A 24672-nucleotide genomic window follows, 5' to 3' on the forward strand; every position below is an offset into this window, starting at 1 on the left:
TTCAGGCGATAGTGGAGTACGTGACTGCCGTACCTCACCCTCGTCCCGAAGCCGCCGCACCCGCCCGGTCCGGCCGGCGGAGCCTCGCCGCGGCCCTGCTGTTCGGCGCCCTCGGCGCGGCCGTGGCGCTGCTCGCGACCCGGCAGCGCTGGGCGGACGGCACCGCGACGGTGGCCGGCGGCGCGTTCCCGCTTTCGGCCAAGGGCAGCGACGTCACCGGCGTCCCCGCGGCCCTCGCCATAGTGGGCCTCGCCGCGCTCGTCGCGGTCTTCGCCGTCCGCCGGGCCGGCCGCCTCCTCGTCTCCGGACTGCTCGCGCTGTCCGGCGCCGGCATCGTCGCCGCGGCCCTGGCGGCCGTCTCCGACGGCTCCGCGCTGGACGAGCGGGCCGCCGAGGTCAGCGGCGACAGCTCCGCCACGGTCCACGCGCTCACCCACACCGGCTGGCCGTACGTCGCGGCCGCCGGCGGGCTGCTGATCCTGCTCGCCGGCCTGCTCGCCCTGCGCTACGGCCGCCTGTGGCCCGCGATGTCCGGCCGCTACGAACGCGGCGCCGCCCGCCCCCGGCGCACCGCCCGCCCCGCCGACCCGGAGCGGCCCGAGGAGATCTGGAAGGCCCTGGACCGGGGCGAGGACCCGACCGGCGCCTGAGCGGTCACGGCCGGTCCCGCGGTGTGGCGAACCAGACGCCACCCCCGCGTCCGGCGCGCGCGCGGCTACGCGACAATGGACGGCGAGCGTACGACGCGTAGGTACGACACGTACATGAGCAACACGAGGAGCAAGTCATGGCGGGCAGCAGCCACGGCCACGGTCACACCCCGGCCGCCTGGACCGGAAGCATCATCGCCTTCATCGGTTTCTGCGTCGCGGGCGCCTTCATGGTGATGGCCCAGCCCGTCGGTTTCTGGGCCGGTATGGTGCTCACGGTCCTCGGCGGCGTGGTCGGCGGCATCATGCGCGCCATGGGCCTCGGCCAGCCGAAGCAGAACCACGCCGTGCAGCGGACGGCCGCCACGCCCGAGCCGGCCACCGCGGGCCACTGAGCCCACGCCTCGCCGACAGGCGGTCCGGCATCGGTCAGATGCGGACCGCCTTTCGCGTTCCCGGCGGGCGGGGCCGCACCGGGCGGGGCAGAATGCCCGCGTGAACGCTGACAGCCGCGCGGTCCCGTCGGACCCGCCCCGCGGCGCCCCGCGCCCCACGCCGCCCCTCGGCCCCACGCCGTCCTTCGGCGCCCCGGGCCCGGCGCCGGCTTCCGTGTCCCTCCGGCGGCGGCTCGCCGGGCCCGCCGCGGTGTTCGCGGCCGCGGCCGGGGCCTTCGGGTACGTCGGCGCGGTCGACCCGAACGAACCCGGCCACTACCCCGTCTGCCCCCTGTACCTGCTCACCGGCCTGTACTGCCCGGGCTGCGGCGGCCTGCGCAGCGCGCACGCGCTCGTCCACGGCGATCTGCTCACCGCACTGCGCGACAACGCCGCTGCCGTGGCCGCCTACCTGGGCTGCGCCGTACTGTGGATGGTCTGGACGGTGCGCGCCGCGCGCGGCCGCCCGCTACGGACCGGCCTCGGTCCCGCACGGCTGTGGACCGCCGTCGTCCTGCTGCTGGCGTTCACCGCCGTGCGGAACCTGCCGTTCGGCGGCTGGCTCCGCCCGTGACGCGCCCTGGACGGACGTCCACGGAGTGGGACCGCCGTCAACCGGATGCGAAGCCACCGCACCGCTGCGGATACCATCGCATTGACCACGGCTTTCGGAAGCCGAAGGAACCACCGTCTGGAAGGGGGCCGCTCGCGTGAGTGTGCTCGACGAGATCATCGACGGAGTCCGTGCCGACCTCGCCGAGCGGCAGGCACGCGTCAGCCTCGACGAGCTCAAGGAGCGCGCGGCCAAGGCCCCCGCCGCCAAGGACGGGGTGGCCGCGCTCAAGGGCGACGGCGTCAAGGTGATCTGCGAGGTCAAGCGCTCCAGCCCCTCCAAGGGCGCGCTGGCCGCCATCGCCGACCCGGCCGCACTCGCCGCGGACTACGAGGCGGGCGGCGCGTCCGTCATCTCCGTCCTCACCGAACAGCGCCGCTTCGGCGGCTCGCTCGCCGACCTGGAGGCCGTCCGCGCCCGCGTGGACATCCCGGTGCTGCGCAAGGACTTCATCGTCACCTCGTACCAGCTGTGGGAGGCCCGCGCGTACGGCGCCGACCTCGCGCTGCTGATCGTGGCCGCCCTGGACCAGCCGGCCCTGGAGTCGCTGATCGAGCGCGCGGTGTCCATCGGCCTGACCCCCCTCGTCGAGGTCCACGACGAGGACGAGGTCGAGCGCGCGGTGGACGCGGGCGCCAAGATCATCGGCGTCAACGCGCGCAACCTGAAGACGCTGGAGGTCGACCGCGGCACGTTCGAGCGGGTCGCTCCGGAGATCCCCGACACCCTCGTGAAGGTGGCCGAGTCCGGCGTGCGCGGCCCGCACGACCTGATCGCCTACGCCAACGCCGGCGCCGACGCCGTCCTGGTCGGCGAGTCCCTGGTCACCGGCCGCGACCCGAAGGCGGCGGTGGCCGACCTGGTGGCGGCGGGCGAACATCCGGCACTGCGCCACGGCCGCGGCTGAATCCCGCTAGGCTGGGCGCCGATGACCACGCACACCCTGCCGTCCCGGGACCCGTACGCCCGCCTCGCGCGCGGCTGCCGGCCCCGTGGCTGCCGTGCCCCGGCCCGCCGGGTGCACGGCCGCAGGGTGAGGTATGTCATCGGTGACGAACCCGGGCAGGTGAACGGGCGTCGATGGCACCGCGCCCCTTAGGGGCGCGGGGAACTGCGCGAGAAGCCGCATACGGCACGCAGCCGACAGACGACCCGAGCCCCCACGGCGATCAGTTTTTCCCACAAAACTCACCGTGAGGTATCCGCATGCCCAGCGAGTTCTTCATCCCCGACCCGGAGGGTCAGGTCCCCACGCCCGAAGGCTACTTCGGCGCGTTCGGCGGCAAGTTCATCCCGGAGGCCCTCGTCGCCGCCGTGGACGAGGTCGCCGTCGAGTACGACAAGGCCAAGCACGACCCCGAGTTCGCCCGCGAACTCGACGACCTGCTGGTCCACTACACCGGCCGCCCGTCGGCGCTCACCGAGGTCCCCCGCTTCGCCGAACACGCCGGCGGCGCCCGTGTGTTCCTCAAGCGCGAGGACCTCAACCACACCGGCTCGCACAAGATCAACAACGTGCTCGGCCAGGCCCTGCTCACCAAGCGCATGGGCAAGACCCGGGTCATCGCCGAGACCGGGGCCGGCCAGCACGGCGTCGCGACGGCCACCGCCTGCGCGCTGTTCGGCCTGGACTGCACCATCTACATGGGCGAGGTCGACACCCTGCGGCAGGCCCTGAACGTGGCCCGGATGCGCATGCTCGGTGCCGAGGTCGTCGCCGTGAAGTCCGGCAGCCGCACCCTGAAGGACGCCATCAACGAGGCGTTCCGGGACTGGGTCGCCAACGTCGACCACACCCACTACCTGTTCGGCACGGTCGCCGGACCGCATCCCTTCCCGGCCATGGTCCGCGACTTCCACCGGGTCATCGGCGTCGAGGCCCGCCGCCAGCTGCTGGAGCGCGCCGGGCGCCTGCCGGACGCGGCCGTCGCCTGCGTCGGCGGCGGCTCCAACGCCATCGGCCTCTTCCACGCCTTCATCCCCGACGAGGGCGTCCGCCTGATCGGCTGCGAGCCGGCCGGCCACGGCGTCGAGACCGGCGAGCACGCGGCCACCCTCACCGCCGGCGAACCCGGCATCCTGCACGGCTCCCGCTCCTACGTCCTCCAGGACGACGAGGGCCAGATCACCGAGCCGTACTCCATCTCGGCCGGCCTGGACTACCCGGGCATCGGCCCGGAGCACTCCTACCTGAAGGACTCCGGCCGCGGCGAATACCGCGCGGTCACCGACGACGCGGCCATGCGGGCACTGCGCCTGCTGTCGCGCACCGAGGGCATCATCCCGGCCATCGAGAGCGCCCACGCCCTGGCCGGCGCCCTGGAGGTCGGCCGGGAACTGGGCCCCGACGGCCTGATCGTCGTGAACCTGTCCGGCCGCGGCGACAAGGACATGGACACCGCCGCGCGCTACTTCGGCCTGTACGACACCGACGCCGAGGTCGCGGCCGACGCCGCCGACACCGCCGAGATCGAGGGGGACGCCAAGTGAGCGGGAACATCCGGCTGCTGTCGGACACCCTCGCGGGCGCCAAGGCCGAGGGCCGCTCCGCGCTCATCGCCTACCTCCCGGCCGGGTTCCCGACCGTGGACGGCGGCATCGACGCGATCAAGGCCGCCCTGGACGGCGGCGCGGACGTGGTCGAGGTCGGCCTGCCGCACAGCGACCCGGTCCTGGACGGCCCGGTCATCCAGACCGCCGACGACATCGCCCTGCGCGGCGGTGTGCGGATCGCCGACGTCATGCGCACGGTCCGGGAGGCGTACCAGGCCACCGGCAAGCCGATCCTGGTCATGACGTACTGGAACCCCATCGACCGCTACGGCGTCGAGCGCTTCACCGCCGAGCTGGCCGAGGCGGGCGGCGCCGGCTGCATCCTGCCCGACCTGCCCGTGCAGGAGTCGGCGCTCTGGCGCGAGCACGCCGAGAAGCACGGCCTGGCGACGATCTTCGTCGTGGCGCCGAGCAGCAAGGACGCGCGGCTCGTCGAGATCACCGCCGCGGGCAGCGGCTTCGTCTACGCCGCCTCCCTCATGGGTGTCACCGGCACCCGCGAGTCCGTCGGCGAGCAGGCCCAGGACCTGGTCCGGCGCACCCGCGCGACCGGCACCGGCCTGCCCGTCTGCGTCGGCCTCGGCGTCTCCAACCGGGCCCAGGCCGCCGAGGTCGCCGGCTTCGCCGACGGCGTGATCGTCGGCTCGGCGTTCGTGAAGCGGATGCTGGACGCGCCGGACGAGGCCGCCGGCCTCGCGGCGGTCCGCGAGCTGGCCGGGGACCTGGCGAAGGGCGTGCGCGGACAGGCGTGACGCACGGGCGCGAGGGACCGCGATGTCCCGTATCGCGTGATTCGGTCACTCGAACGGGTGGACCTCGGACCGGGGAGGCGCGCTGCGCCTCCCCGGTTCGTTCTGGTGGTGTGAGCGAGAAGAACCGTGACGGAAAGCGCACCGCCCGGGAGCGGCTGGCGGTCGAGCGCGAGAAGCAGAGGGCCGCGGACAAGCGGCGGCGGGCGCTGATCGTGGGCGCGAGCGTCGTCTGCGTCCTGGGCCTGGCGGCGGTGGCCGGCGTCGTCGCCGCGAACGCCGGCAAGGACAAGAGCACCGACGCGGGCCCGACCGTGGCCCCTTCCGGCGCGCGGGGCAAGGACAGCCTCGCGATCCCGGTCGGCAAGGACGGCGCCAGGTCGACGCTCACCGTCTGGGAGGACTTCCGCTGCCCGGCCTGCCAGGCCTTCGAGGTGGCGTACCGGCCGACGCTCCACGAACTCACCGACGCCGGCAAGCTCAGAGTCGAATACCACCTGGTCCGGCTGATCGACGGCAATCTCGGCGGCACCGGCTCGCTGCGCGCCGCCAACGCCGCGGCCTGCGCCCAGGACGCCGGAAAGTTCCGTGACTACCACGACGTGCTGTTCGCGAACCAGCCCAAGGAGACCGACGACGCCTTCGCGGACAACGACAAGCTGACCGGGCTGGCCGGCAAGGTCGAGGGCCTGGACACGCCCGCCTTCCGCGCGTGCGTGAAGAACGGCACCCACGACAGCTGGGTGGACAAGTCCCACCAGGCCTTCAAGTCCGGCGACTTCGGCGGCACGCCGACGGTGCTGCTCGACGGCAGGAACATCTACCAGGACCGCACGATGACCCCGGCCAAGCTCAAGCAGATGGTGGAGGCGGCCGACCGGGGGTGAGCGTTCTGCCCGCCCCCGTTATGGACCCGTAGCCGGGCTGCTTGCCGTCCCCACGGCCCGGCACGGTAGCGTCGGATCTGCCATGAACCTTGCCTACATCCCCAGCCCGTCGCACGGGGTGCTGTACCTCGGCCCCATCCCGCTGCGCGGCTACGCCATCTGCATCATCATCGGCGTCTTCGTTGCCGTCTGGTTCGGCAACAAGCGCTGGATCGCCCGCGGCGGGCAGTCCGGCACGGTCGCCGACATCGCCGTCTGGGCCGTACCGTTCGGCCTGGTCGGCGGCCGGCTCTACCACGTGATCACGGACTACGAGCTGTACTTCAGCGAGGGCCGTGACTGGGTGGACGCCTTCAAGGTGTGGGAGGGCGGCCTGGGCATCTGGGGCGCCATCGCGCTCGGCGCGCTCGGCGCGTGGATCGGCGCGCGGCGCCGGGGCATCCCGATGCCCGCCTACGCCGACGCCGTGGCGCCCGGCATCGCGTTCGCGCAGGCCATCGGCCGCTGGGGCAACTGGTTCAACCAGGAGCTGTACGGCCGGGAGACCCACGTCCCCTGGGCGCTGCACATCACCTCCGCCGAGGGCGGCCGGGTGCCGGGGTACTACCACCCGACGTTCCTCTACGAATCCCTGTGGTGCGTCGGCGTCGGCCTGCTGGTGATCTGGGCCGACCGCCGCTTCAAGCTGGGGCATGGCCGGGCGTTCGCCCTGTACGTCGCCGCGTACTGCGCGGGCCGCGGCTGGATCGAATACCTGCGCGTGGACGACGCCCACCACATCCTGGGCCTCCGCCTCAACGTCTGGACCGCCCTGATCGTCTTCCTGCTGGCGGTGGCGTACATCGTGGTGTCGGGGAGGAAGCGGCCGGGCCGGGAGGCCGTGGTCGAACCCGCGGCCGTCTCCGGCGGTCCGGCCGGGGACACGGAGGGCGTCGCCGAGGACGAGGCGGTCAAGACCGGGACCACCGAGGAGTCGGCGGAGCAGTCGCCGAAGGACGAGGCGGAGTCGGCCAAGAAGGTCTGACCGCCGGTTCCACGACGCCGAGGGCGCCCGGAGTGTTCCGGGCGCCCTCGGCGTGTTCCGGCTGTGGGGCCGGGCGGGTCCGGGCCGGCGTGCTCGCCCGTGGGCGGGTGCTCAGGTGCTGTAGCGGGCCTCGATCTCCGGGCGGTACGGCATCGACGCGGACGCCCCTTCCCGCTGGACGGAGATCGAGGCCGCGGCGGCGGCCCAGGTCAGGGCCTCGCGCACCGGTTTCTCCTCGGCGAGGGCCACGGCGAGGGTGCCGACGAAGGTGTCGCCCGCTCCGGTGGAGTCGACGGCGGTCACGCGGGGCGCGGGGACCACGAGCGGCTCGGTGCCCCGGGCCAGATACAGGCAGCCCGCCGCGCCCAGGGTGACGACGACCTCCGGCACCGGCTCCAGCAGGGCCGCCGCCGCCTCGCGCGGGTCGGCGCGGCCGGTCAGGGTGACCGCCTCGTACTCGTTGGGCACCAGCAGGTCGACGGCGCGCAGCAGCTCGGGCGGCAGCGGCCGGACCGGGGACGGGGTGAGCACCGTACGCACGCCGTGCCGGCGGGCCGCCTGTGCGCCCGCGACGACCGCCGCGAGCGGGATCTCCAGTTGCAGCAGCAGCGCGTCGGCGGTGGCGATCAGTCCCTCGTCACCGGGGGAGAGGTGGTCGACGGTGCCGTTGGCGCCGGGGATGACGACGATCGCGTTGCCGCCCTCGGCGTCCACCACGATGTGCGCGGTGCCGGACGGGCCCTCCACCGTGCGCAGGAAGTCGGTGTCCACGCCGGAGTGTTCGAGGGTGTCGCGCAGCCGGGCGCCGTGGGCGTCGGTGCCGACCGCGCCGATCATCGAGACGGTCGCGCCGGCGCGGGCCGCTGCGATGGCCTGATTGGCGCCCTTGCCGCCGGGCACCGTACGGAACTCCCGCCCGGTCACGGTCTCCCCGCGCCGGGGTGCCCGGTCGACGTAGGTGACGAGGTCCATGTTGGTGCTGCCGAGGACCGCGATATGGGTCATGAGCGGGTCGCCTCCAGGTGGGTGAGGTGGGCGAGGGTGTCGAAGCCGGTGCCGTCGAACTCGGCGAGGGCGCTGGCGAGCCGGTTCTTCAGCGGGGCCCGCCAGCGGTCGGGGAGCGCGCCGGGGGCGCCGGCGAGCAGCCCGGCGATGCCGCCGGCACTCGCGCCGGCGGAGCCCGTGGCCCAGCCGCCGGACACGGCACGGCAGACGGAGCCGGAGAAGTCGCCGTCCGCATGCGTGAGCGCGGCGGCGACCAGCGCGGTGACGGGGACGGCGTGGGCCCGGTGGTGGGTGGTCGCGTAGCGGGCGTGGAGGTCGTCCACGACGTCCTCGAAGTCCTCGCTGCGGCGGGCCAGCGCGACGGCGTGGTCGACGGCCGCCGCCAGCCGCGAGCGGGGCGGGACCACCGCGCGGCCGGCCCGCAGACAGGCGTGGACGTCGTGGGTGCCCGGGGCGGCGGTGGCGATGGCGGCGGCGGTGAACATCGCGGCGTAGACACCGTTGGCGGTGTGGGTGAGGACCGCGTCCCGGTGCGCCTGCTCGGCGGCGGCGGCCGGGTCGCCGGGGTTGGTCCAGCCGTGCACGTCGGCGCGGACCAGCGCGCCGGTCCACTCGCGGAACGGGTTGCGGTGGCGGGCGGTGTGCGGGGGCTCGATGCCGCAGAGCAGATTGCGGCAGGCGAGGCGCTCGGCGGCGCGGGTGCGGCCGGGCGCGAGCGTGTCGAGCCAGAGCCGGGCCACGTCGTCGGTGGAGAAGCGGCGTCCGTGGCGCCGCAGCAGCAGGAGGTTGAGGAGCAGGTGGTCGAGGTCGGCGTCCTCGGGCATGCCGTCGATGTTCTCGGCGAGGCAGGTGGCGGCGGAGCGGCGGTCCCAGGGATGGGCGGCGAGCAGGCCGGCGGGGACGCCTTTGGCGGTGAAGTAGCCGGTGAGCGGCCGGTTTCCGGCCGCCTCGGCGAGGGCGCGGATGCCGTCGAGGCCGAGCTGCCCGACGGGTCTGCCGAGGAGGCGGCCGACGGCCCGGCCGAGCCAGGCGGCTTCGAGGGCGCGGGGGTGCGGAGCGGCGGGGGAGCGGCGGGCGGGCCAGTCGGGGCACAGGGACTTCAGGCGGGCCAGGTCGGTCGGCTCGTCCTCGGCGAAGCGGCCGGGCAGGTCGGCGAGTTCGTCGAGCAGGTCCTCCGCCAGCAGGCGCAGATAGCGGGAGACGCCGGGTGCGCGGGCGTCCGCCCGCTCCGCCGCCTCCGGGCCGCCGGCCGCCCGCCAGCGCGCCTCCACCGCCTTGGGCTCACGCCCGTCCAGCCGGGCCTGGCGCAGTTCGTGGACCAGCAGATCCTCCGGCTGGACCCAGGTCAGACGGAGCACGGGCGGCCTCCGCGCGCGGTGCGCACCCGCTCGTGCGCGTCGAGGCGGTCGCGGGCGCGGGCGGGGCCGGCGAGCGCACCGGGACCGGGACCACTGCTTTGTTCTGCTGTGGGCGTCATGCCCCGAATCATCCCTCCTGTGGCGGGTCGCGCGGGGCCCTTTGCGGATGTGTCCCACGGGAGGGTGCCGAGGAGCCCCGGGATCTTGCTTAGCTCAGCCTTTCCTTGCTGGCGGAGGGTGAGCCGGCGGCGTAAGTTTGGTCCTGTCGAAAAGTAGAACTCGTCCAAAGTTAGCTTTGGCTAAGCTTTCCTGGGGGCCCGCATGGCGATCATCGAAACCGAGGCCGCGCTGCACGAAGCGCACCGCGACAACCACACCCACCGTGATGTCAACGGGGGATGGCTGCGGCCCGCCGTCTTCGGCGCCATGGACGGCCTGGTCTCCAACCTCGCCCTGATGACGGGCGTGGCCGGCGGCTCGGTGAGCCCGCACACCATTGTCATCACCGGCCTCGCCGGTCTCGCGGCCGGTGCCTTCTCCATGGCGGCCGGCGAGTACACCTCGGTCGCCTCGCAGCGTGAACTGGTCGAGGCCGAGCTGGATGTCGAACGCCGTGAGCTGCGCCGGCACCCGCAGGACGAGGAGGCGGAGCTGGCCGCGCTGTACGTCGCCCGCGGCGTCGAGCCGGAGCTGGCCCGGCAGGTCGCCCGGCAGCTGTCCAGCGATCCCGAGCAGGCCCTGGAGATCCACGCCCGCGAGGAGCTGGGCATCGACCCCGGCGACCTGCCCTCCCCGCTGGTCGCCGCCGTGTCCTCGTTCGGCTCCTTCGCCCTCGGCGCCCTGCTGCCCGTCCTGCCGTTCCTGCTCGGCGCGACCGCGCTGTGGCCCGCCGTGCTGCTCGCTCTCGCGGGGCTCTTCGCCTGCGGTGCCGTCGTGGCCAAGGTGACCGCGCGGGCCTGGTGGTTCAGCGGTCTGCGGCAGCTCGCGCTGGGCGGCGCGGCGGCCGGTGTGACGTACGCCCTGGGCAGTCTGTTCGGAACGGCCGTAGGATAGGTCGACCGGTACTTATGCGATGGGCCGCATAAGTACCCGTTACTCACTGGTTTCGACTGCTTTACCACGGGGCATGAGCCGTAAGCGCTGTGGGCAATGACGCCTGCCGCGCGCTCGCGGGGCGGGCGATGAAGCCCTCCCCGGCCCCCTCGGGCCGCCGGACGCCGATCCGACCGATCCTGTCCGTCACGGTCCCCCCACAGCGTCGCCGTCACCGCACGGCACCCGCCGTCCTCGCACGGCACGGCGCCGCCACCGCGCGGCATTCGCCGCGTTCGCGCGGCACCTCCGCCGCCACCGCGGCGTCCGCATGCTGGAACGAAGTATCCGGTTCCCGGGAACCGCTCCATCATGTAACCTGCACGAAATTTTGATCTCACCGTAGATCTCACGCAGAGGGCCAACGTCGTCCCTCGGCACCTGCCACATGCCATATGACGACGACGGGAGAGCCGATGCGTACGCCGCGCCAGCCGTCCCAGCACTCCACGAACGGCCGAAACTGGTCGTTCATGGATGCTCGCCCTGCTGCGCAGGGTATGTACGACCCCCGCAACGAACACGACGCCTGCGGCGTCGGTTTCGTCGCCACCCTCACCGGCGAGGCCTCCCACACCCTGGTCGAGCAGGCACTCACCGTCCTGCGCAACCTGGAGCACCGCGGCGCCACCGGCTCCGAGCCGGACTCCGGCGACGGCGCGGGCATCCTCTCCCAGGTGCCGGACGCCTTCCTCCGTGAGGTGGCCGGATTCGACCTTCCCGCGGCCGGTTCCTATGCGGTAGGCATCGCCTTCCTGCCGGAGGAGGGCGCCGAGGACGCCGTCTCGCATATCGAGACGATCGCCGCCGAGGAGGGCCTGACCGTCCTCGGCTGGCGCGCGGTCCCGGTCGCCCCGGAGCTGCTGGGCGCCACCGCCCGCTCCACCATGCCGGTGTTCCGGCAGGTGTTCGTCACCGACGGCGCCAGCGAGGGCATCGCCCTGGACCGCAAGGCGTTCGGCCTGCGCAAGCGCGCCGAGCGCGAGGCCGGGGTCTACTTCCCCTCGCTGTCCGCGCGGACCATCGTCTACAAGGGCATGCTGACCACCGGCCAGCTCGAACCCTTCTTCCCGGACCTGTCCGACCGCCGCTTCGCCTCCGCGATCGCGCTCGTGCACTCCCGGTTCTCCACGAACACCTTCCCGTCGTGGCCGCTGGCACACCCGTACCGGTTCGTCGCGCACAACGGTGAGATCAACACCGTCAAGGGCAACCGCAACTGGATGGTGGCCCGCGAGTCCCAGCTGGTCTCCGACCTGTTCGGCCCGCAGGACAAGCTGGACCGCCTCTTCCCGGTCTGCACCCCGGACGCCTCCGACTCCGCCTCCTTCGACGAGGTCCTGGAGCTGCTGCACCTCGGCGGCCGTTCGCTGCCGCACTCGGTGCTGATGATGATCCCGGAGGCGTGGGAGAACCACGTCTCCATGGACCCGGCCCGGCGCGCGTTCTACCAGTACCACTCCACGATGATGGAGCCCTGGGACGGCCCCGCCTGCGTCACCTTCACCGACGGCACCCAGGTCGGCGCCGTGCTCGACCGCAACGGCCTGCGCCCCGGCCGCTACTGGGTCACCGAGGACGGCCTCGTCGTCCTCGGCTCCGAGGTCGGCGTCCTCGACATCGACCCGGCCAAGGTCGTCCGCAAGGGCCGCCTCCAGCCCGGCCGGATGTTCCTCGTCGACACCGCCGAGCACCGCATCATCGAGGACGACGAGATCAAGGCGTCCCTCGCGGCCGAGAAGCCCTACGCCGAGTGGGTGGAGGCCGGCGAGATCGAGCTGAGCGACCTGCCCGAGCGCGAGCACATCGTCCACACCCACGCCTCGGTCACCCGCCGCCAGCAGACCTTCGGCTACACCGAGGAAGAGCTGCGCGTCATCCTCGCCCCGATGGCCCGCACCGCCGCCGAGCCGATCGGCTCCATGGGCACGGACTCGCCGATCGCGGCCCTGTCCGAGCGCCCGCGGCTGCTCTTCGACTACTTCACCCAGCTGTTCGCGCAGGTCACCAACCCGCCGCTGGACGCGATCCGCGAGGAGCTGGTCACCTCCCTGCGCAGCTCGCTCGGCCCGCAGGGCAACCTGCTGGAGCCGACCGCCGCCTCCTGCCGGTCCGTCGTCCTGCCCTTCCCGGTGATCGACAACGACGAGCTGGCCAAGCTCATCCACATCAACGCCGACGGCGACATGCCCGGCTTCAAGGCCGGCACGCTCTCCGGCCTGTACCGGGTCTCCGGCGGCGGCGACGCCCTCGCCGCCCGCATCGAGGAGATCTGCGCCGAGGCCGACGCCGCCATCGAGAACGGCGCCCGGCTGATCGTCCTGTCCGACCGCCACTCCGACGCCGAGCACGCGCCGATCCCGTCGCTGCTGCTCACCGCGGCCGTCCACCACCACCTCATCCGCACCAAGCAGCGCACCCACGTGGGCCTGCTGGTCGAGGCCGGCGACGTCCGCGAGGTCCACCACGTCGCCCTGCTCATCGGCTACGGCGCCGCCGCCGTCAACCCGTACCTGGCGATGGAGTCGGTGGAGGACCTGCTGCGCGCGGGCACGTTCCTCAACGGCCTCGAGCCCGAGCAGGCCATCAAGAACCTGATCTACGCCCTCGGCAAGGGCGTGCTGAAGGTCATGTCCAAGATGGGCATCTCCACCGTCGCCTCCTACCGCGGCGCCCAGGTCTTCGAGGCCGTCGGCCTGGACGAGGGCTTCGTGACGAAGTACTTCAACGGCACCGCCACCAAGATCGGCGGCGTCGGCATCGACGTCATCGCCCGGGAGGTCGCCGCCCGCCACGCCAAGGCCTACCCGGCCTCCGGCATCGCCCCGGCGCACCGCGCGCTGGACATCGGCGGCGAGTACCAGTGGCGCCGCGAGGGCGAACCGCACCTGTTCGACCCGGACACGGTCTTCCGCCTCCAGCACTCCACGCGGACCGGCCGCTACGACATCTTCAAGAAGTACACCTCCCGGGTGAACGAGCAGTCCGAGCGCCTGATGACGCTGCGCGGCCTGTTCGGCTTCAAGTCCGGCCGCGCGCCGATCCCGGTCGACGAGGTCGAGCCGGTGAGCGAGATCGTCAAGCGGTTCTCCACCGGCGCCATGTCGTACGGCTCCATCTCCAAGGAGGCGCACGAGACCCTCGCCATCGCCATGAACCAGCTGGGCGGCAAGTCCAACACCGGTGAGGGCGGCGAGGACGCGGAGCGCCTGTACGACCCCGCGCGGCGCAGTGCCATCAAGCAGGTCGCCTCCGGCCGCTTCGGCGTGACCTCCGAGTACCTGGTCAACGCGGACGACATCCAGATCAAGATGGCCCAGGGCGCCAAGCCCGGCGAAGGCGGCCAGCTGCCCGGCCACAAGGTCTACCCGTGGGTCGCCAGGACCCGGCACTCGACGCCGGGCGTCGGCCTGATCTCCCCGCCGCCGCACCACGACATCTACTCCATCGAGGACCTGGCCCAGCTGATCCACGACCTGAAGAACGCGAACCCGCGGGCGCGGGTCCACGTGAAGCTGGTCTCCGAGGTCGGCGTCGGCACGGTCGCGGCCGGTGTGTCCAAGGCGCACGCGGACGTGGTGCTGATCTCCGGCCACGACGGCGGCACCGGCGCCTCCCCGCTGACCTCCCTCAAGCACGCGGGCGGTCCCTGGGAGCTGGGTCTGGCCGAGACGCAGCAGACGCTGCTGCTGAACGGGCTGCGCGACCGGATCGTCGTCCAGACCGACGGCCAGCTGAAGACCGGCCGGGACGTGGTCATCGCCGCCCTGCTCGGCGCCGAGGAGTTCGGGTTCGCGACCGCCCCGCTCGTCGTCTCCGGCTGCGTGATGATGCGCGTGTGCCACCTGGACACCTGTCCGGTCGGCATCGCCACCCAGAACCCGGTGCTGCGCGACCGCTTCGCCGGCAAGGCCGAGTACGTGGTGAACTTCTTCAAGTTCATCGCCGAGGAGGTCCGCGAACTGCTGGCCGAGCTGGGCTTCCGCTCCATCGAGGAGGCCGTCGGCCACGCCGAGGTGCTGGACGTCGAGCGCGCGGTCGGCCACTGGAAGGCGCAGGGCCTGGACCTGGAGCCGCTGTTCCACGTGCCGGACCTGCCCGAGGGCGCCGTTCGCCACCAGATCGCCGCCCAGGACCACGGCCTGGAGAAGGCCCTGGACAACGAGCTGATCAAGCTCGCCGCCGACGCCCTGGCCGCGGACGACGCGACCGAGGCCCAGCCGGTGCGCGCGCAGGTCGCCATCCGCAACATCAACCGCACGGTCGGCACCATGCTCGGCCACGAGGTGACGAAGAAGTTCGGCGGGGCGGGCCTGCCCGACGACACCATCGACATCACCTTCACCGGCTCCGCCGGCCAGTCCTTCGGCGCGTTCCTGCCGCGCGGCGTCACGCTGCGCCTGGAGGGCGACGCCAACGACTACGTCGGCAAGGGCCTGTCCGGCGGCCGGATCGTCGTCCGCCCGGACCGGGCCGCCGACCACCTCGCCGAGTACTCGACCATCGCGGGCAACACCATCGCCTACGGCGCCACCGCCGGCGAGCTGTTCCTGCGCGGCCGCACCGGTGAGCGGTTCTGCGTCCGCAACTCCGGCGCGCTGGTCGTCTCCGAGGGCGTGGGCGACCACGGCTGCGAGTACATGACCGGCGGTCACGCGGTCGTCCTCGGCCCGACCGGCCGCAACTTCGCGGCCGGTATGTCCGGCGGCATCGCCTACGTCGTCGACCTCGACCGCGACAACGTCAACGCCGGCAACGCCGGTGCGATCGAGGCGCTGGACGAGACGGACAAGCAGTGGCTGCACGACGTGGTGCGCCGCCACGCCGAGGAGACCGGCTCGACCGTCGCCGCGAAGCTGCTGGCCGACTGGGAGACGGCCGCGGAGCGCTTCAGCAAGATCATCCCCAGCACGTACAAGGCAGTGCTCGCCGCCAAGGACGCCGCCGAGCGAGCCGGTCTCTCCGAGACCGAGATCACCGAGAAGATGATGGAGGCGGCGATCAATGGCTGACCCGAAGGGCTTCCTGAACCACGGCCGTGAGGTCGCCCCGACCCGCCCCGTCGCCGAGCGGGTCAAGGACTGGAACGAGGTCTACGTCCCCGGCTCCCTGCTGCCGATCATCAGCAAGCAGGCCAGCCGCTGCATGGACTGCGGCATCCCGTTCTGCCACAACGGCTGTCCGCTGGGGAACCTGATCCCCGAGTGGAACGACTACGCCTACCGCGAGGACTGGGCCGCCGCCTCCGAGCGGCTGCACGCGACCAACAACTTCCCGGAGTTCACCGGCCGCCTCTGCCCGGCCCCGTGCGAGTCGGCGTGCGTGCTGGGCATCAACCAGCCGCCGGTCACCATCAAGAACGTCGAGGTCTCGATCATCGACAAGGCGTGGGAGACCGGTGACGTCGCGCCGCAGATCCCCGAGCGCCTGTCCGGCAAGACGGTCGCGGTCATCGGCTCGGGCCCGGCGGGACTCGCCGCCGCCCAGCAGCTGACCCGGGCCGGCCACACGGTCGCCGTCTACGAGCGCGCCGACCGCGTCGGCGGCCTGCTGCGGTACGGCATCCCCGAGTTCAAGATGGAGAAGCGGCACATCAACCGCCGTATCGAGCAGATGCGCGCGGAGGGCACCCGGTTCCGTACCGGTGTGGAGATCGGCCGCGACATCAAGGCGACCGACCTGAAGAAGCGGTACGACGCGATCGTGATCGCCGCCGGCGCCACGACCGCCCGCGACCTGCCCGTTCCCGGCCGGGAGCTGAAGGGCGTCTACCAGGCCATGGATTACCTGCCCCTGGCCAACAAGGTGCAGGAGGGCGACTACGTGGTGGCGCCCATCTCGGCCGAGGGCAAGCACGTCGTCGTCATCGGCGGCGGCGACACCGGCGCGGACTGCGTCGGCACCGCCCACCGGCAGGGCGCGGCCTCCGTCACCCAGCTGGAGATCATGCCGCGTCCGGGCGACGAGCGGCACCCGGTCAACCAGCCCTGGCCGACCTTCCCGATGCTCTACAAGGTCACCTCGGCCCACGAGGAGGGCGGCGAGCGGGTCTACTCCGTCTCCACCACCCACTTCGAGGGCGACGAGGACGGCAACGTCCAGTGGCTGCACCTCACCGAGGTGGAGTTCATCGACGGCAAGCTGACGCCGAAGCCCGGCACCGAGCGGAAGATCCCGGCCCAGCTGGTCACCCTCGCCATGGGCTTCACCGGCACCGACCGGGAGAACGGCCTGGTCGAGCAGTTTGGTCTGGACCTCGACGCACGGGGTAACATCGCCCGCGACGCCGACTTCCAGACCAACGTGCCGGGTGTGTTCGTCGCCGGTGACGCCGGCCGCGGCCAGTCCCTGATCGTCTGGGCGATCGCGGAGGGCCGCTCGGCCGCCCGCGGAGTCGACCGCTACCTGACCGGGGCCAGCGAACTGCCGGCCCCGATCCGCCCGACGGACCGCGCCCTGGCGGTCTGACGCGCGACCCACCGGACCCGAGAGGTCCGCAAAGACGTTACGTACAAAGGCGTACGGAACACAGACGGCGCCTGCCCGCCTGTCCCCGACCGGACACTGGGCAGGCGTCGTTGCATGTCCGCCCGGCCCGCACGCCTCCGCGTCGATCCGCTCGAACCGCTCCGGAGGGCTACGTGTCGCACTCCAGCACCGTCCGGCACAGCCCGCAACGGGCTCGCACCCGTCCCCGCACCGGCACCCCGACCCGCTGGTGGCAGACGGGACAGGGGAAGGAGACCCGGAGCCGGCCGGCGGGATCGGCGGCGAAGGCGTACGGAGCGGCCGGCGGGCCGTCCCAGGCGTGCCGGCGGTCGCGGGCGTAGCGGCGGCGGACCGCCCAGCCGGCGGCGGCCAGCGGCGGCTGCCGCCCGTCCCGGCGGGCCCGGTCCCTGCCCTGGGCGTAGGCGGTGCACGCCTGCCGGCTGGTGAACCACGGCGACGGGTCCTCGCCGAACAGCAGCGCGCGCTTGGCCAGGACGTACCCGAACTCCTCCGGGGTGAGGTAGCCCAGCTTCCGGGAGGCGACCGCGTCCTCCCGGTAGGCGTCCAGCAGCAGCCAGCCCGCGCCCAGGTACGTCGTCGCCGTGTCCGTCAGGATCTCGTTCTCCGCCGTCGTGGGGAAGGCGAGACCCAGGCGGTGCAGATAGACGTGCGCCACCTCGTGGGCGAGGGCCGCGCCGATGCCGGCGCGGTGGGCGCGGAACCGGTCGTTCAGCTCCACGAAGTACTCGGGGCCCGCCGCCGGTTCGACGTTCGCCGCGTGGGTCATCTCCCGGAAGCCGACGATCAGCCGCGCGTCCGGCAACCGGAAGTGCCGCACGATCTCCCGGGCCACCCGCTGCGCGCCCAGATGCAGGTCGTCGGTGTCGCGGAACGCCACGTCGGCCGGGGCCACGCTGACCGAGAACGTCTCGATGGTGTCGCGCGACAGCCGCCGGTACAGCGCGGTGACGGCGGCCCGCACCGTCTCCAGATGCGGGTAACCGTGCTCGACCGGTCCGCCGTCACCCACGTCGGCACCCCTCGAAGCCGCCGGGACCCCTCTCCACTGTAGGCAAACACCGGCGGCCCTCACACCGGCAGCAAGCGCGGCGCCCCAGCGTCCGGATCACCTTCGTCCAGGTCCAGTACCCACACCTCGTTCCCGCCCTCCCGCAGCACCGGTCCGGGTACGTACAGCGTCCGCTGCGGGCCCGCCGACCAGTAACGGCCCAGGTTGAAGCCGTTGACCCAGACGAACCCGCGGGTCCGGCCGGGCAGCTCCAGGCGCGCGTCCCCGGCCCCCCGGACCGTGACCGAGCCCCGGTACAGCCCGGGCGCGTGCCTGCCGGGCGGCGGGCCGAAGGGCACCGCGGCCACGCCGTCGGCGAACGCGTCCAGGTCGAGCCCGCGCGCGCCCACCCCGTGCAGATACTGCCGCTCGTGCAGGACGCCGCCGGTGATGCCCTTCGGCTCGCCCAGCCGGGGCCCGTAGCTCACCCGTCCCAAGGACTCCACCCACAGCTCCACGCGCGCGTGCCCCGCGACCGGCTCCGGCAGCCGCGGCTCCTCCTCCGTGAGCACCCCGGCCCGCTCCCCGTCGACGTACACCACGGCGAGGTCGCGCAGCCCGCGCACCTCCATTGGGTACGGCCGGCGCGGGCCGGGCACCTCGACCTCGTAGCGGACCAGGCCCCGGGTGATCCCCAACTCCTCGAACGTCGGCGGCACCGGCGTGACCGTCCGCGGACCGCCCAGCGCCCCGAGGACCCCGGCGAGCGGCGCCCAGCCGGTGAGCGCGGCCTCGGCCGGGGCGGCCAGCACGGCGGGCCGCGGCGGCAGCGCGGGCAGCGGGCCCGGCCGGTACCCGGCCAGCACCTCGCGGAAGCGCCAGAACTTCTCCGTGGGACGGCCGTACTCGTCCACCGGCGCGTCGTAGTCGTAGGAGGTCACATCCGGCTCCAGCCGGCCATCGTGCAGAACGCCGCCCCGGTTGGCCCCCGCCCAGCCCCCGAAACTCGTCCCGCCGTGCGCCATGTAGAGGTTCACCGACGCCCCGCACTCCAGGATCTCCCGCAGCACCCCGGCGGCCTCGGCGGCATCCCGTACGGCGTGCTCGCCGGCCCAGTGGTCGAACCAGCCGCACCAGAACTCCATGCACATCAGCGGGCCCGTGGCGCGGTGGCGGCGCAGCGCGTCGAACGCCACGCGCGCGCGGGAGCCGAAATTCACCGTGGCGAGCACCCCGGGCAGCGAGCCCCCGGTCAGCATGTGGTCCTCCGGACCGTCCGACGTGCACAGCGCGGCGGTGACCCCCTCGGCGCGCAGCAGACCGGCCAGCTCCTCCAGATAGCCGCTGTCGCTGCCGTAGCTGCCGTACTCGTTCTCCACCTGGACCATGACCACCGGGCCGCCCCGGCCGAGCCGGCGGGGCGCGACCTCGCGCAGCAGCCGGCCGAACCACGCCCGGACGCGGGCCATGTAGCGCTCGTCACGCGTACGCGCGCGCGTGCCCACCTCGCCCGTCAGCCAGGCGGGCAGCCCGCCGTTCTCCCACTCGGCGCAGATGTACGGGCCCGGCCGCACGATCGCCCACATGCCCGCCGCGCCGACCGCGTCCAGGAACCGGCCGACCGCCCCCACGTCCCGGAATTCCCCCGGCCGCGGCTCGTGCAGATTCCACGGCACGTACGTCTCCACGCAGTTCAGTCCCATCGCCCGCAGCATGGCCAGCCGGTGCCCCCACTGCGCCTCGTGCACCCGGAAGTAGTGCAGCGCCCCGGACAGCAGCCGCACCGGCCGCCCGTCCAGCAGGAACCCCGCCTCCGCCACCGTCAACCCGCTCAAGCGTCCTCCCCGCCGCGATCCCGTCCGTCCGCGCCAGCCTCGCCCCCTACCGGCACCCGGCGCCATGGACGAAGATCGGCGCTGCTTGGACAAAACCGCGCCGCACGGCACGCCGGGAGGAGCACCGATGTACCGGACCTGGATGCGGTTCTTCACCCCCGGCCCCGCCCACCGCCGCCTCGGCCTGGTCTGCCTCGGCGTCGGCCTCCAGCACGGCGCGCTGCCCACGGTCGGCCCGCGCACCCTCGACCACCACGTGGCCGTGGTGATCAGCTCCGGCGGCGGCTGGTACCAGGGTGCCGACGGCCGCCGGACGACCGTCACCGCACCCGCCCTGCTCTGGCTCACCCCCGGTGTGCCCCACCACTACGCGCCCGATGCGGACACCGGCTGGGACGAGGGCTTCGTGGACTTCGCCGGCCCCGCCACCGCCGCCTACCGCGACCTCGGCTACATCGAACCCGACCGGCCCGTCGTCCCGCTCGCCGACGCCGCCGGCCCCCGCACGGTCATCGCCCGCATCGCCCGCGCCGCCCGCCCCGGCAACCCCCTCCTCGACGCCGAGACCGGCGCCGCCGTCCACGAACTCCTCGTCGCCCTGCGCCGCGCCCGCGCCGACCTCGCCCCCGACGGCGACCGGGTGCTCACCGCCCTGGCCCGGGACGCCTGCACCCCGATGACCGTCGCCGACCACGCCGCCCGGCACGGCATGACCACCGCCGAACTGCGCGGCGCCGTCCGCCGGGCCGCCGGCTGCAGCCCGAAGGACTACCTGCTCGGCATCCGCCTCGGCCGGGCCAAGGAACTCCTCGCCGCCACCGACCTGCCCGTCGCCGCCGTCGCCCGCCGCGTCGGCTACGACGACCCCGCCTACTTCTCCCGGCTGTTCACCCGGCGCGTCGGCCTCGCCCCCGTGCGCTTCCGCGCCCAGCAGGGCCGTACCGTGCCCGGCGGCTGGAGCGACCGCGTCCCCGACCCCGGCGATCCGCCGCTGATCCAGTCCTCGGACACCCCGTGGACGCGCCCGGCACAGCGCATAGGGTTGGCGCCCATGACCACCAGCAACACCGGCCCCGGTGCGACGGACCCCGAGGTCCGCCAGGAACTGGAGCGGCTGCGCGACAGCATCGACAACATCGACGCGGCCGTCGTCCACATGCTCGCCGAACGTTTCAAGGCCACCCAGCAGGTGGGCCGGCTCAAGGCGCTGCACCAATTGCCGCCCGCCGACCCCGCCCGCGAGGCCCGGCAGATCGCCCGGCTGCGCCGCCTCGCCGAGAACGCCAAACTCGACCCGGCCTTCGCCGAGAAGTTCCTCAACTTCATCATCGCTGAAGTCATCAGGCACCACGAGCGGATCGCCGAGGACAGCCAGGCCGGACAGCCGGCGCACGACGCCCCGGCGGGCGACTGACCGGTCGCCGCACCGGGCACCGGGGCGGCGACCGGACCGGGCGCGCACGGAGGACGACGGCGATGTACCCCTCCGCCTCTGTGCGCTGCCCGCCCCATCAGGCAGCATGGCCCCCATGTCCGTACTCACGCGTGATGAAGCGCAGCTCCGAGCAGAGATCCTCGACGTCCACCGGTACACGGTCGAACTCGACCTGACCACCGGTGACGAGACCTTCGACTCCCGCACCGCGATCCGGTTCACCGCCCGGTCCGACGGGGACACGTTCGTCGAGCTCAAGCCCGCCGAGCTGCACAGCGTCACGCTCGACGGACAACCGCTCGACCCGGAGTCGCTGACCGGGAACCGGCTGCCGCTGAAGAACCTCGCCGCCGGCGAGCACGAGCTGCGCGTCCACGCCGCCATGCGCTACTCCCGCACCGGCGAGGGCATGCACCGCTTCACCGACCCCAGCGACGGCGAGACGTACGTCTACACCCAGCTGTTCATGGACGACGTCCAGCGGGTCTTCGCCGCCTTCGACCAGCCCGACCTGAAGGCCGTCTTCGACGTCTGCGTCAAGGCGCCCGAAGACTGGACCGTCCTCGCCAACGGCGTCACCAACCGCCGCGCCGACGGCGTCTGGCAGGCCGCGCCCACCCCGCTGATCTCCACCTACCTGGTCGCCGTCGCCGCCGGCCCGTGGCACTCGGTGCGCACCGAACACCGCGGCCTGCCCTTCGGCATCCACTGCCGCCGCTCCCTCGCCCCCCACCTCGACACCGACGCCGACGAGATCCTCACCATCACGCGCGCGTGCTTCGACCGCTACCACGAGAAGTTCGAGGAGCCCTACCCCTTCGACTCCTACGACCAGGCGTTCGTCCCCGAGTTCAACGCCGGCGCCATGGAGAACCCGGGCCTGGTCACCTTCCGCGACGAGTTCGTCTACCGCTCCGCCGTCACCGACACCGAGCGGCAGACCCGCGCCATGGTCATCGCCCACGAGATGGCCCACATGTGGTTCGGCGACCTCGTCACCCTCAAGTGGTGGGACGACATCTGGCTGAACGAGTCCTTCGCCGAGTACATGGGCTACCAGACCACCGCCGAGGCCACCCGGTTCACCGGCCCCTGGACCGAGTTCGCCGTCACCCGCAAGGCCTGGGGCTACGACGCCGACCAGCGGCCCACCACCCACCCGGTCGCCCCCGACAACGTGCCCGACACGGCCTCCGCCCTGCTCAACTTCGACGGCATCTCCTACGCCAAGGGCGCCTCCGCGCTGCGCCAGCTCGCCGCCTGGCTCGGCGAGAAGGACTTCCTCGCCGGCATCAACACCCACTTCGCCCGGCACAAGTTCGCCAACGCCACCCTCGCCGACTTCATCGACTCCCTCTCCTCGGCCACCGACCGCGACGTCCACGCCTGGGCCGACAGCTGGCTGCGCACCACCGGCGTCGACACCCTCACCCCGGCCGTCACCGCCGCCGACGGCACCTGCGCGCTCACCGTCGACCGCACCGGCAGCCGGCCGCACCGCCTCGGCGCCGGTCTGTACGACCGCGACATCGCCGACGAGGGCCGTCTGGTGCTGCGCGAGCGCATCGACCTCGACATCCCGCGGGCCGCCCCGCAGCCCATCGGCAAGCGCCCCGCCCTGGTCCTCCTCAACGACGGCGACATCACCTACGCCAAGATCCGCTTCGACACCGCCTCGTTCGAGACCCTGCGCACCGGCCTGTCCGGACTGCCCGACCCGCTCACCCGCGCGGTCGTCTGGAACGCCCTCCGCGACGCCGTACGCGACGGCGAACTCCCGCCCGCCGCCTATCTGGAGACGGCCCGCGCCCACCTGCCCCGGGAAACCGACCTGGCCGTCGCCCAGGGCGTCCTCGCCTTCGCCGCCGGCCAGCTCGCCGAGCAGTACCTCGCCCCGGCCGACCGCCCGGCCGCCCTGGCCACCCTCACCTCCCTCTGCCGCGACCTGCTGCGCCGCACCGAGGACGGCGACCACCCCGGCCTGCGGCTGATCGCCGTACGCCACCTGATCGACGTGGCCGCCCACGCCGAGCCCATCGCCACCTGGCTCGCCGACGACACCGTGCCCGGCGGACCGGAACTCGACCAGGAACTGCGCTGGCGCATCCTCGCCCGGCTCGCCGTCCTCGGCGCCACCGACGAGGCCGCCATCGCCGCCGAACTGGCCGGCGACCCGAGCGCCACCGGCCAGGAGGGCGCCGCCCGCTGCCGCGCCGCACTGCCCGACCCCGAGGCCAAGCGCGCCGCCTGGGAGGCGATGTTCGCCGGCGACGACCTGTCCAACTACCTCTTCACCGCCACCGCCCAGGGCTTCTGGCAGCCCGAACAGGCCGAGCTGGTCCGCCCGTACATCCCGCGCTTCTACGCCGACGTGGCCGCCGTCGCCGCCCGCCGCGGCCCCGCCATCGCCGTCGCCGCCGGCCGCTGGTGCTTCCCCGCCCACGCCGTCGACGCCGAGAACCTGCGGCTCGGCGAGGAGTGCCTGCGCGCCGGCGACCTCACCCCGGCGCTGCGCCGCACCCTCGCCGACCGCCTGGACGACCTCGCCCGCGCCCTGCGCGTCCGCGGCGTGCGCACCGCGGAGTAGGCAGGCGTACGTCCGGCGACGTAGGGCGCGGCTGGTCCCTGCCGACGATGCGGTGGACGCACCGGACTTCCTAGGCTCGGGCGGTCAGTGACCGACCGAGCCCTGGAGGCAGCACGTGATCGCAGTGACCGGAGCGACCGGCAACGTAGGCCGCGCCCTCGTCGACCGACTCCTCGCCGCGGGACAGCCCGTCCGGGCGCTGACCCGGGACCCGCGGCGGGCCGCCCTGCCCGCACGGGCCGAGGTGGTGGAGCTGCGCCCGGACGATCCCGCCGCCCTGTTCACCGGGGCCACGAAACTCTTCCTGTACGCGCAGGCCGTCACCGCCCCACTGCTGGCGGCGGCCCGCGAACACGGCGTACGCCACGCCGTCCTGCTCTCCAGCGGCATCGTCAAGGAGGGCGCCGACGAGACCCACCCCATCCACGTCATGCACGCCACCGCCGAGCAGCACATCCGCGACAGCGGGCTCGCCTGGACCTTCCTGCGGCCCAACGCCTTCGCCACCAACGCGCTCCAGTACGTCCCGCAGATCCGCGCGGGCGGCGACACCGTCCGCGGCGTCTACGCCGAAGGGCTGTCCGCGCCCATCCACGAGGACGACATCGCCGCCGTGGCCGAGCGCGTCCTGCTCGACGACGGCCACGAGGGCGCCGTGCACCGGCTGACCGGACCCGCGGCGATCAGCAACGCCGGCCAGGTCGCCGCCATCGGCGACGCACTCGGCAGGAAGCTGGCGTTCGCGGAGGTGGACCCGGCCGAGGCCGGCCCGGAACTGTTCCCGTACGTACCGCCGCAGATGCTCGACAGGCTGCTGGAGACCGTCGCGGAGACCGTCGGCGTCCCCCCGGAGATCACCGGCACCGTGGCAGAGATCACCGGTACCCCGGCCCGCGCCTTCGACCGCTGGGCCCGGGACCACACCGCCGACTTCCGCGCCTGACCGACCGTC

General features: G+C 73.3%; 19 protein-coding genes and 2 pseudogenes. 16 read left to right on the top strand and 5 right to left on the bottom strand.

Going from position 1 to position 24672, the window contains the following annotated elements; translation table 11 throughout:
• Nucleotides 1–11 precede the first annotated feature (11 nt).
• The 9 genes and pseudogenes from SCK26_RS27750 to lgt all read left to right on the top strand — a co-directional run bounded on the left by SCK26_RS27750 (nucleotide 12) and on the right by lgt (nucleotide 6910).
• Nucleotides 12–650 carry a TIGR02234 family membrane protein gene (locus tag SCK26_RS27750; RefSeq protein WP_318204064.1) on the top strand — a complete coding sequence of 213 codons (639 nt, stop codon included), beginning with the start codon at nucleotides 12–14 and terminating at the stop codon, nucleotides 648–650.
• Between the two features lie 137 nt (nucleotides 651–787).
• Nucleotides 788–1045, top strand: coding sequence for an HGxxPAAW family protein (locus SCK26_RS27755; protein ID WP_318204065.1), 258 nt, complete (start codon nucleotides 788–790; stop codon nucleotides 1043–1045).
• Nucleotides 1046–1259: 214 nt separating this feature from the next.
• On the top strand, nucleotides 1260–1658 hold the full coding sequence (locus SCK26_RS27760) for a DUF2752 domain-containing protein (RefSeq protein WP_318206106.1): 399 nt from the start codon (nucleotides 1260–1262) through the stop codon (nucleotides 1656–1658).
• A gap of 136 nt (nucleotides 1659–1794) precedes the next feature.
• Nucleotides 1795–2604 (top strand): indole-3-glycerol phosphate synthase TrpC, encoded by an 810-nt coding sequence (gene trpC / locus SCK26_RS27765; protein ID WP_318204066.1) that lies wholly within the window; start codon nucleotides 1795–1797, stop codon nucleotides 2602–2604.
• Between the two features lie 21 nt (nucleotides 2605–2625).
• Nucleotides 2626–2787 (top strand): annotated as a pseudogene (trpM, locus tag SCK26_RS38030) (tryptophan biosynthesis modulator TrpM); the annotation flags it as partial.
• Nucleotides 2788–2903: 116 nt separating this feature from the next.
• The gene (gene trpB / locus SCK26_RS27770) at nucleotides 2904–4187 is read left to right on the top strand and encodes a tryptophan synthase subunit beta (protein ID WP_318204067.1); all 1284 of its coding nucleotides are present in this window, start codon (nucleotides 2904–2906) and stop codon (nucleotides 4185–4187) included.
• On the top strand, nucleotides 4184–5002 hold the full coding sequence (trpA, locus tag SCK26_RS27775) for a tryptophan synthase subunit alpha (RefSeq protein ID WP_318204068.1): 819 nt from the start codon (nucleotides 4184–4186) through the stop codon (nucleotides 5000–5002). The genes trpB and trpA overlap by 4 nt, the downstream gene beginning before the upstream one ends.
• Nucleotides 5003–5112: 110 nt before the next feature.
• Nucleotides 5113–5886, top strand: coding sequence for a DsbA family protein (locus SCK26_RS27780; RefSeq protein WP_318204069.1), 774 nt, complete (start codon nucleotides 5113–5115; stop codon nucleotides 5884–5886).
• A gap of 82 nt (nucleotides 5887–5968) precedes the next feature.
• The gene (gene lgt, locus SCK26_RS27785) at nucleotides 5969–6910 is read left to right on the top strand and encodes a prolipoprotein diacylglyceryl transferase (protein ID WP_318204070.1); all 942 of its coding nucleotides are present in this window, start codon (nucleotides 5969–5971) and stop codon (nucleotides 6908–6910) included.
• Between the two features lie 111 nt (nucleotides 6911–7021).
• Here the strand turns inward: lgt and rbsK are convergent, their stop codons facing one another.
• Genes rbsK through SCK26_RS27800 form a run of 3 tightly spaced genes read right to left on the bottom strand, consistent with a single transcriptional unit; the run spans nucleotide 7022 to nucleotide 9392 of the window.
• On the bottom strand, nucleotides 7022–7915 hold the full coding sequence (gene rbsK, locus SCK26_RS27790) for a ribokinase (RefSeq protein WP_318204071.1): 894 nt from the start codon (nucleotides 7913–7915) through the stop codon (nucleotides 7022–7024).
• The gene (locus SCK26_RS27795) at nucleotides 7912–9273 is read right to left on the bottom strand and encodes an ADP-ribosylglycohydrolase family protein (RefSeq protein ID WP_318204072.1); all 1362 of its coding nucleotides are present in this window, start codon (nucleotides 9271–9273) and stop codon (nucleotides 7912–7914) included. The genes rbsK and SCK26_RS27795 overlap by 4 nt, the downstream gene beginning before the upstream one ends.
• Nucleotides 9261–9392: a hypothetical protein gene (locus tag SCK26_RS27800; protein ID WP_318204073.1), complete on the bottom strand. Its 132-nt coding sequence runs from the start codon at nucleotides 9390–9392 to the stop codon at nucleotides 9261–9263. Before SCK26_RS27800 ends, SCK26_RS27795 begins: the two co-directional genes overlap by 13 nt.
• A gap of 202 nt (nucleotides 9393–9594) precedes the next feature.
• Here SCK26_RS27800 and SCK26_RS27805 point away from each other — a divergent pair, with 202 nt between their 5' ends.
• The 3 genes from SCK26_RS27805 (at nucleotide 9595) to SCK26_RS27815 (ending at nucleotide 16833) form a co-directional block, all read left to right on the top strand.
• Complete coding sequence (locus SCK26_RS27805; protein ID WP_318204074.1) at nucleotides 9595–10326, top strand: VIT1/CCC1 transporter family protein; 732 nt, start codon at nucleotides 9595–9597, stop codon at nucleotides 10324–10326.
• 539 nt (nucleotides 10327–10865) lie between these two features.
• Nucleotides 10866–15377, top strand: a complete 4512-nt coding sequence (gltB, locus tag SCK26_RS27810; protein WP_318206107.1) for a glutamate synthase large subunit — start codon at nucleotides 10866–10868, stop codon at nucleotides 15375–15377.
• Nucleotides 15370–16833: a glutamate synthase subunit beta gene (locus SCK26_RS27815; protein WP_318204075.1), complete on the top strand. Its 1464-nt coding sequence runs from the start codon at nucleotides 15370–15372 to the stop codon at nucleotides 16831–16833. The genes gltB and SCK26_RS27815 overlap by 8 nt, the downstream gene beginning before the upstream one ends.
• 169 nt (nucleotides 16834–17002) lie before the next feature.
• Here the strand turns inward: SCK26_RS27815 and SCK26_RS27820 are convergent, their stop codons facing one another.
• Together SCK26_RS27820 and SCK26_RS27825 are read right to left on the bottom strand one after the other, a co-directional pair.
• Complete coding sequence (locus tag SCK26_RS27820; RefSeq protein WP_318204076.1) at nucleotides 17003–17884, bottom strand: hypothetical protein; 882 nt, start codon at nucleotides 17882–17884, stop codon at nucleotides 17003–17005.
• Nucleotides 17885–17943: 59 nt separating this feature from the next.
• Complete coding sequence (locus SCK26_RS27825) at nucleotides 17944–19698, bottom strand: glycoside hydrolase family 35 protein (RefSeq protein WP_318204077.1); 1755 nt, start codon at nucleotides 19696–19698, stop codon at nucleotides 17944–17946.
• Nucleotides 19699–19825: 127 nt separating this feature from the next.
• On the opposite strand from SCK26_RS27825, the pseudogene SCK26_RS27830 reads away from it, so the two are divergent.
• The 4 genes and pseudogenes from SCK26_RS27830 to SCK26_RS27845 all read left to right on the top strand — a co-directional run.
• Nucleotides 19826–20698: pseudogene (locus SCK26_RS27830) on the top strand (helix-turn-helix domain-containing protein); the annotation flags it as partial.
• A 51-nt stretch (nucleotides 20699–20749) separates the two neighbouring features.
• On the top strand, nucleotides 20750–21112 hold the full coding sequence (locus SCK26_RS27835; protein ID WP_318206108.1) for a chorismate mutase: 363 nt from the start codon (nucleotides 20750–20752) through the stop codon (nucleotides 21110–21112).
• A 115-nt stretch (nucleotides 21113–21227) separates the two neighbouring features.
• The gene (gene pepN, locus SCK26_RS27840; RefSeq protein WP_318204078.1) at nucleotides 21228–23720 is read left to right on the top strand and encodes an aminopeptidase N; all 2493 of its coding nucleotides are present in this window, start codon (nucleotides 21228–21230) and stop codon (nucleotides 23718–23720) included.
• A gap of 115 nt (nucleotides 23721–23835) precedes the next feature.
• Entirely contained in the window at nucleotides 23836–24663 is an 828-nt protein-coding gene (locus tag SCK26_RS27845; protein WP_318204079.1) for an NAD(P)H-binding protein, read from the top strand.
• Nucleotides 24664–24672 lie beyond the last annotated feature (9 nt).

It is taken from the genome of Streptomyces sp. SCL15-4 (assembly GCF_033366695.1).
Classification (GTDB): domain Bacteria; phylum Actinomycetota; class Actinomycetes; order Streptomycetales; family Streptomycetaceae; genus Streptomyces.

Coding starts and splice junctions, on each gene's coding strand:
- SCK26_RS27755 (WP_318204065.1), top strand. CDS start 788: ATGGCGGGCAGCAGCCACGGCCACGGTCACACCCCGGCCGCCTGGACC.
- trpB (WP_318204067.1), top strand. CDS start 2,904: ATGCCCAGCGAGTTCTTCATCCCCGACCCGGAGGGTCAGGTCCCCACG.
- lgt (WP_318204070.1), top strand. CDS start 5,969: ATGAACCTTGCCTACATCCCCAGCCCGTCGCACGGGGTGCTGTACCTC.
- rbsK (WP_318204071.1), bottom strand. CDS start 7,915: ATGACCCATATCGCGGTCCTCGGCAGCACCAACATGGACCTCGTCACC.
- SCK26_RS27800 (WP_318204073.1), bottom strand. CDS start 9,392: ATGACGCCCACAGCAGAACAAAGCAGTGGTCCCGGTCCCGGTGCGCTC.
- SCK26_RS27805 (WP_318204074.1), top strand. CDS start 9,595: ATGGCGATCATCGAAACCGAGGCCGCGCTGCACGAAGCGCACCGCGAC.
- gltB (WP_318206107.1), top strand. CDS start 10,866: ATGTACGACCCCCGCAACGAACACGACGCCTGCGGCGTCGGTTTCGTC.
- SCK26_RS27815 (WP_318204075.1), top strand. CDS start 15,370: ATGGCTGACCCGAAGGGCTTCCTGAACCACGGCCGTGAGGTCGCCCCG.
- SCK26_RS27835 (WP_318206108.1), top strand. CDS start 20,750: ATGACCACCAGCAACACCGGCCCCGGTGCGACGGACCCCGAGGTCCGC.
- pepN (WP_318204078.1), top strand. CDS start 21,228: ATGTCCGTACTCACGCGTGATGAAGCGCAGCTCCGAGCAGAGATCCTC.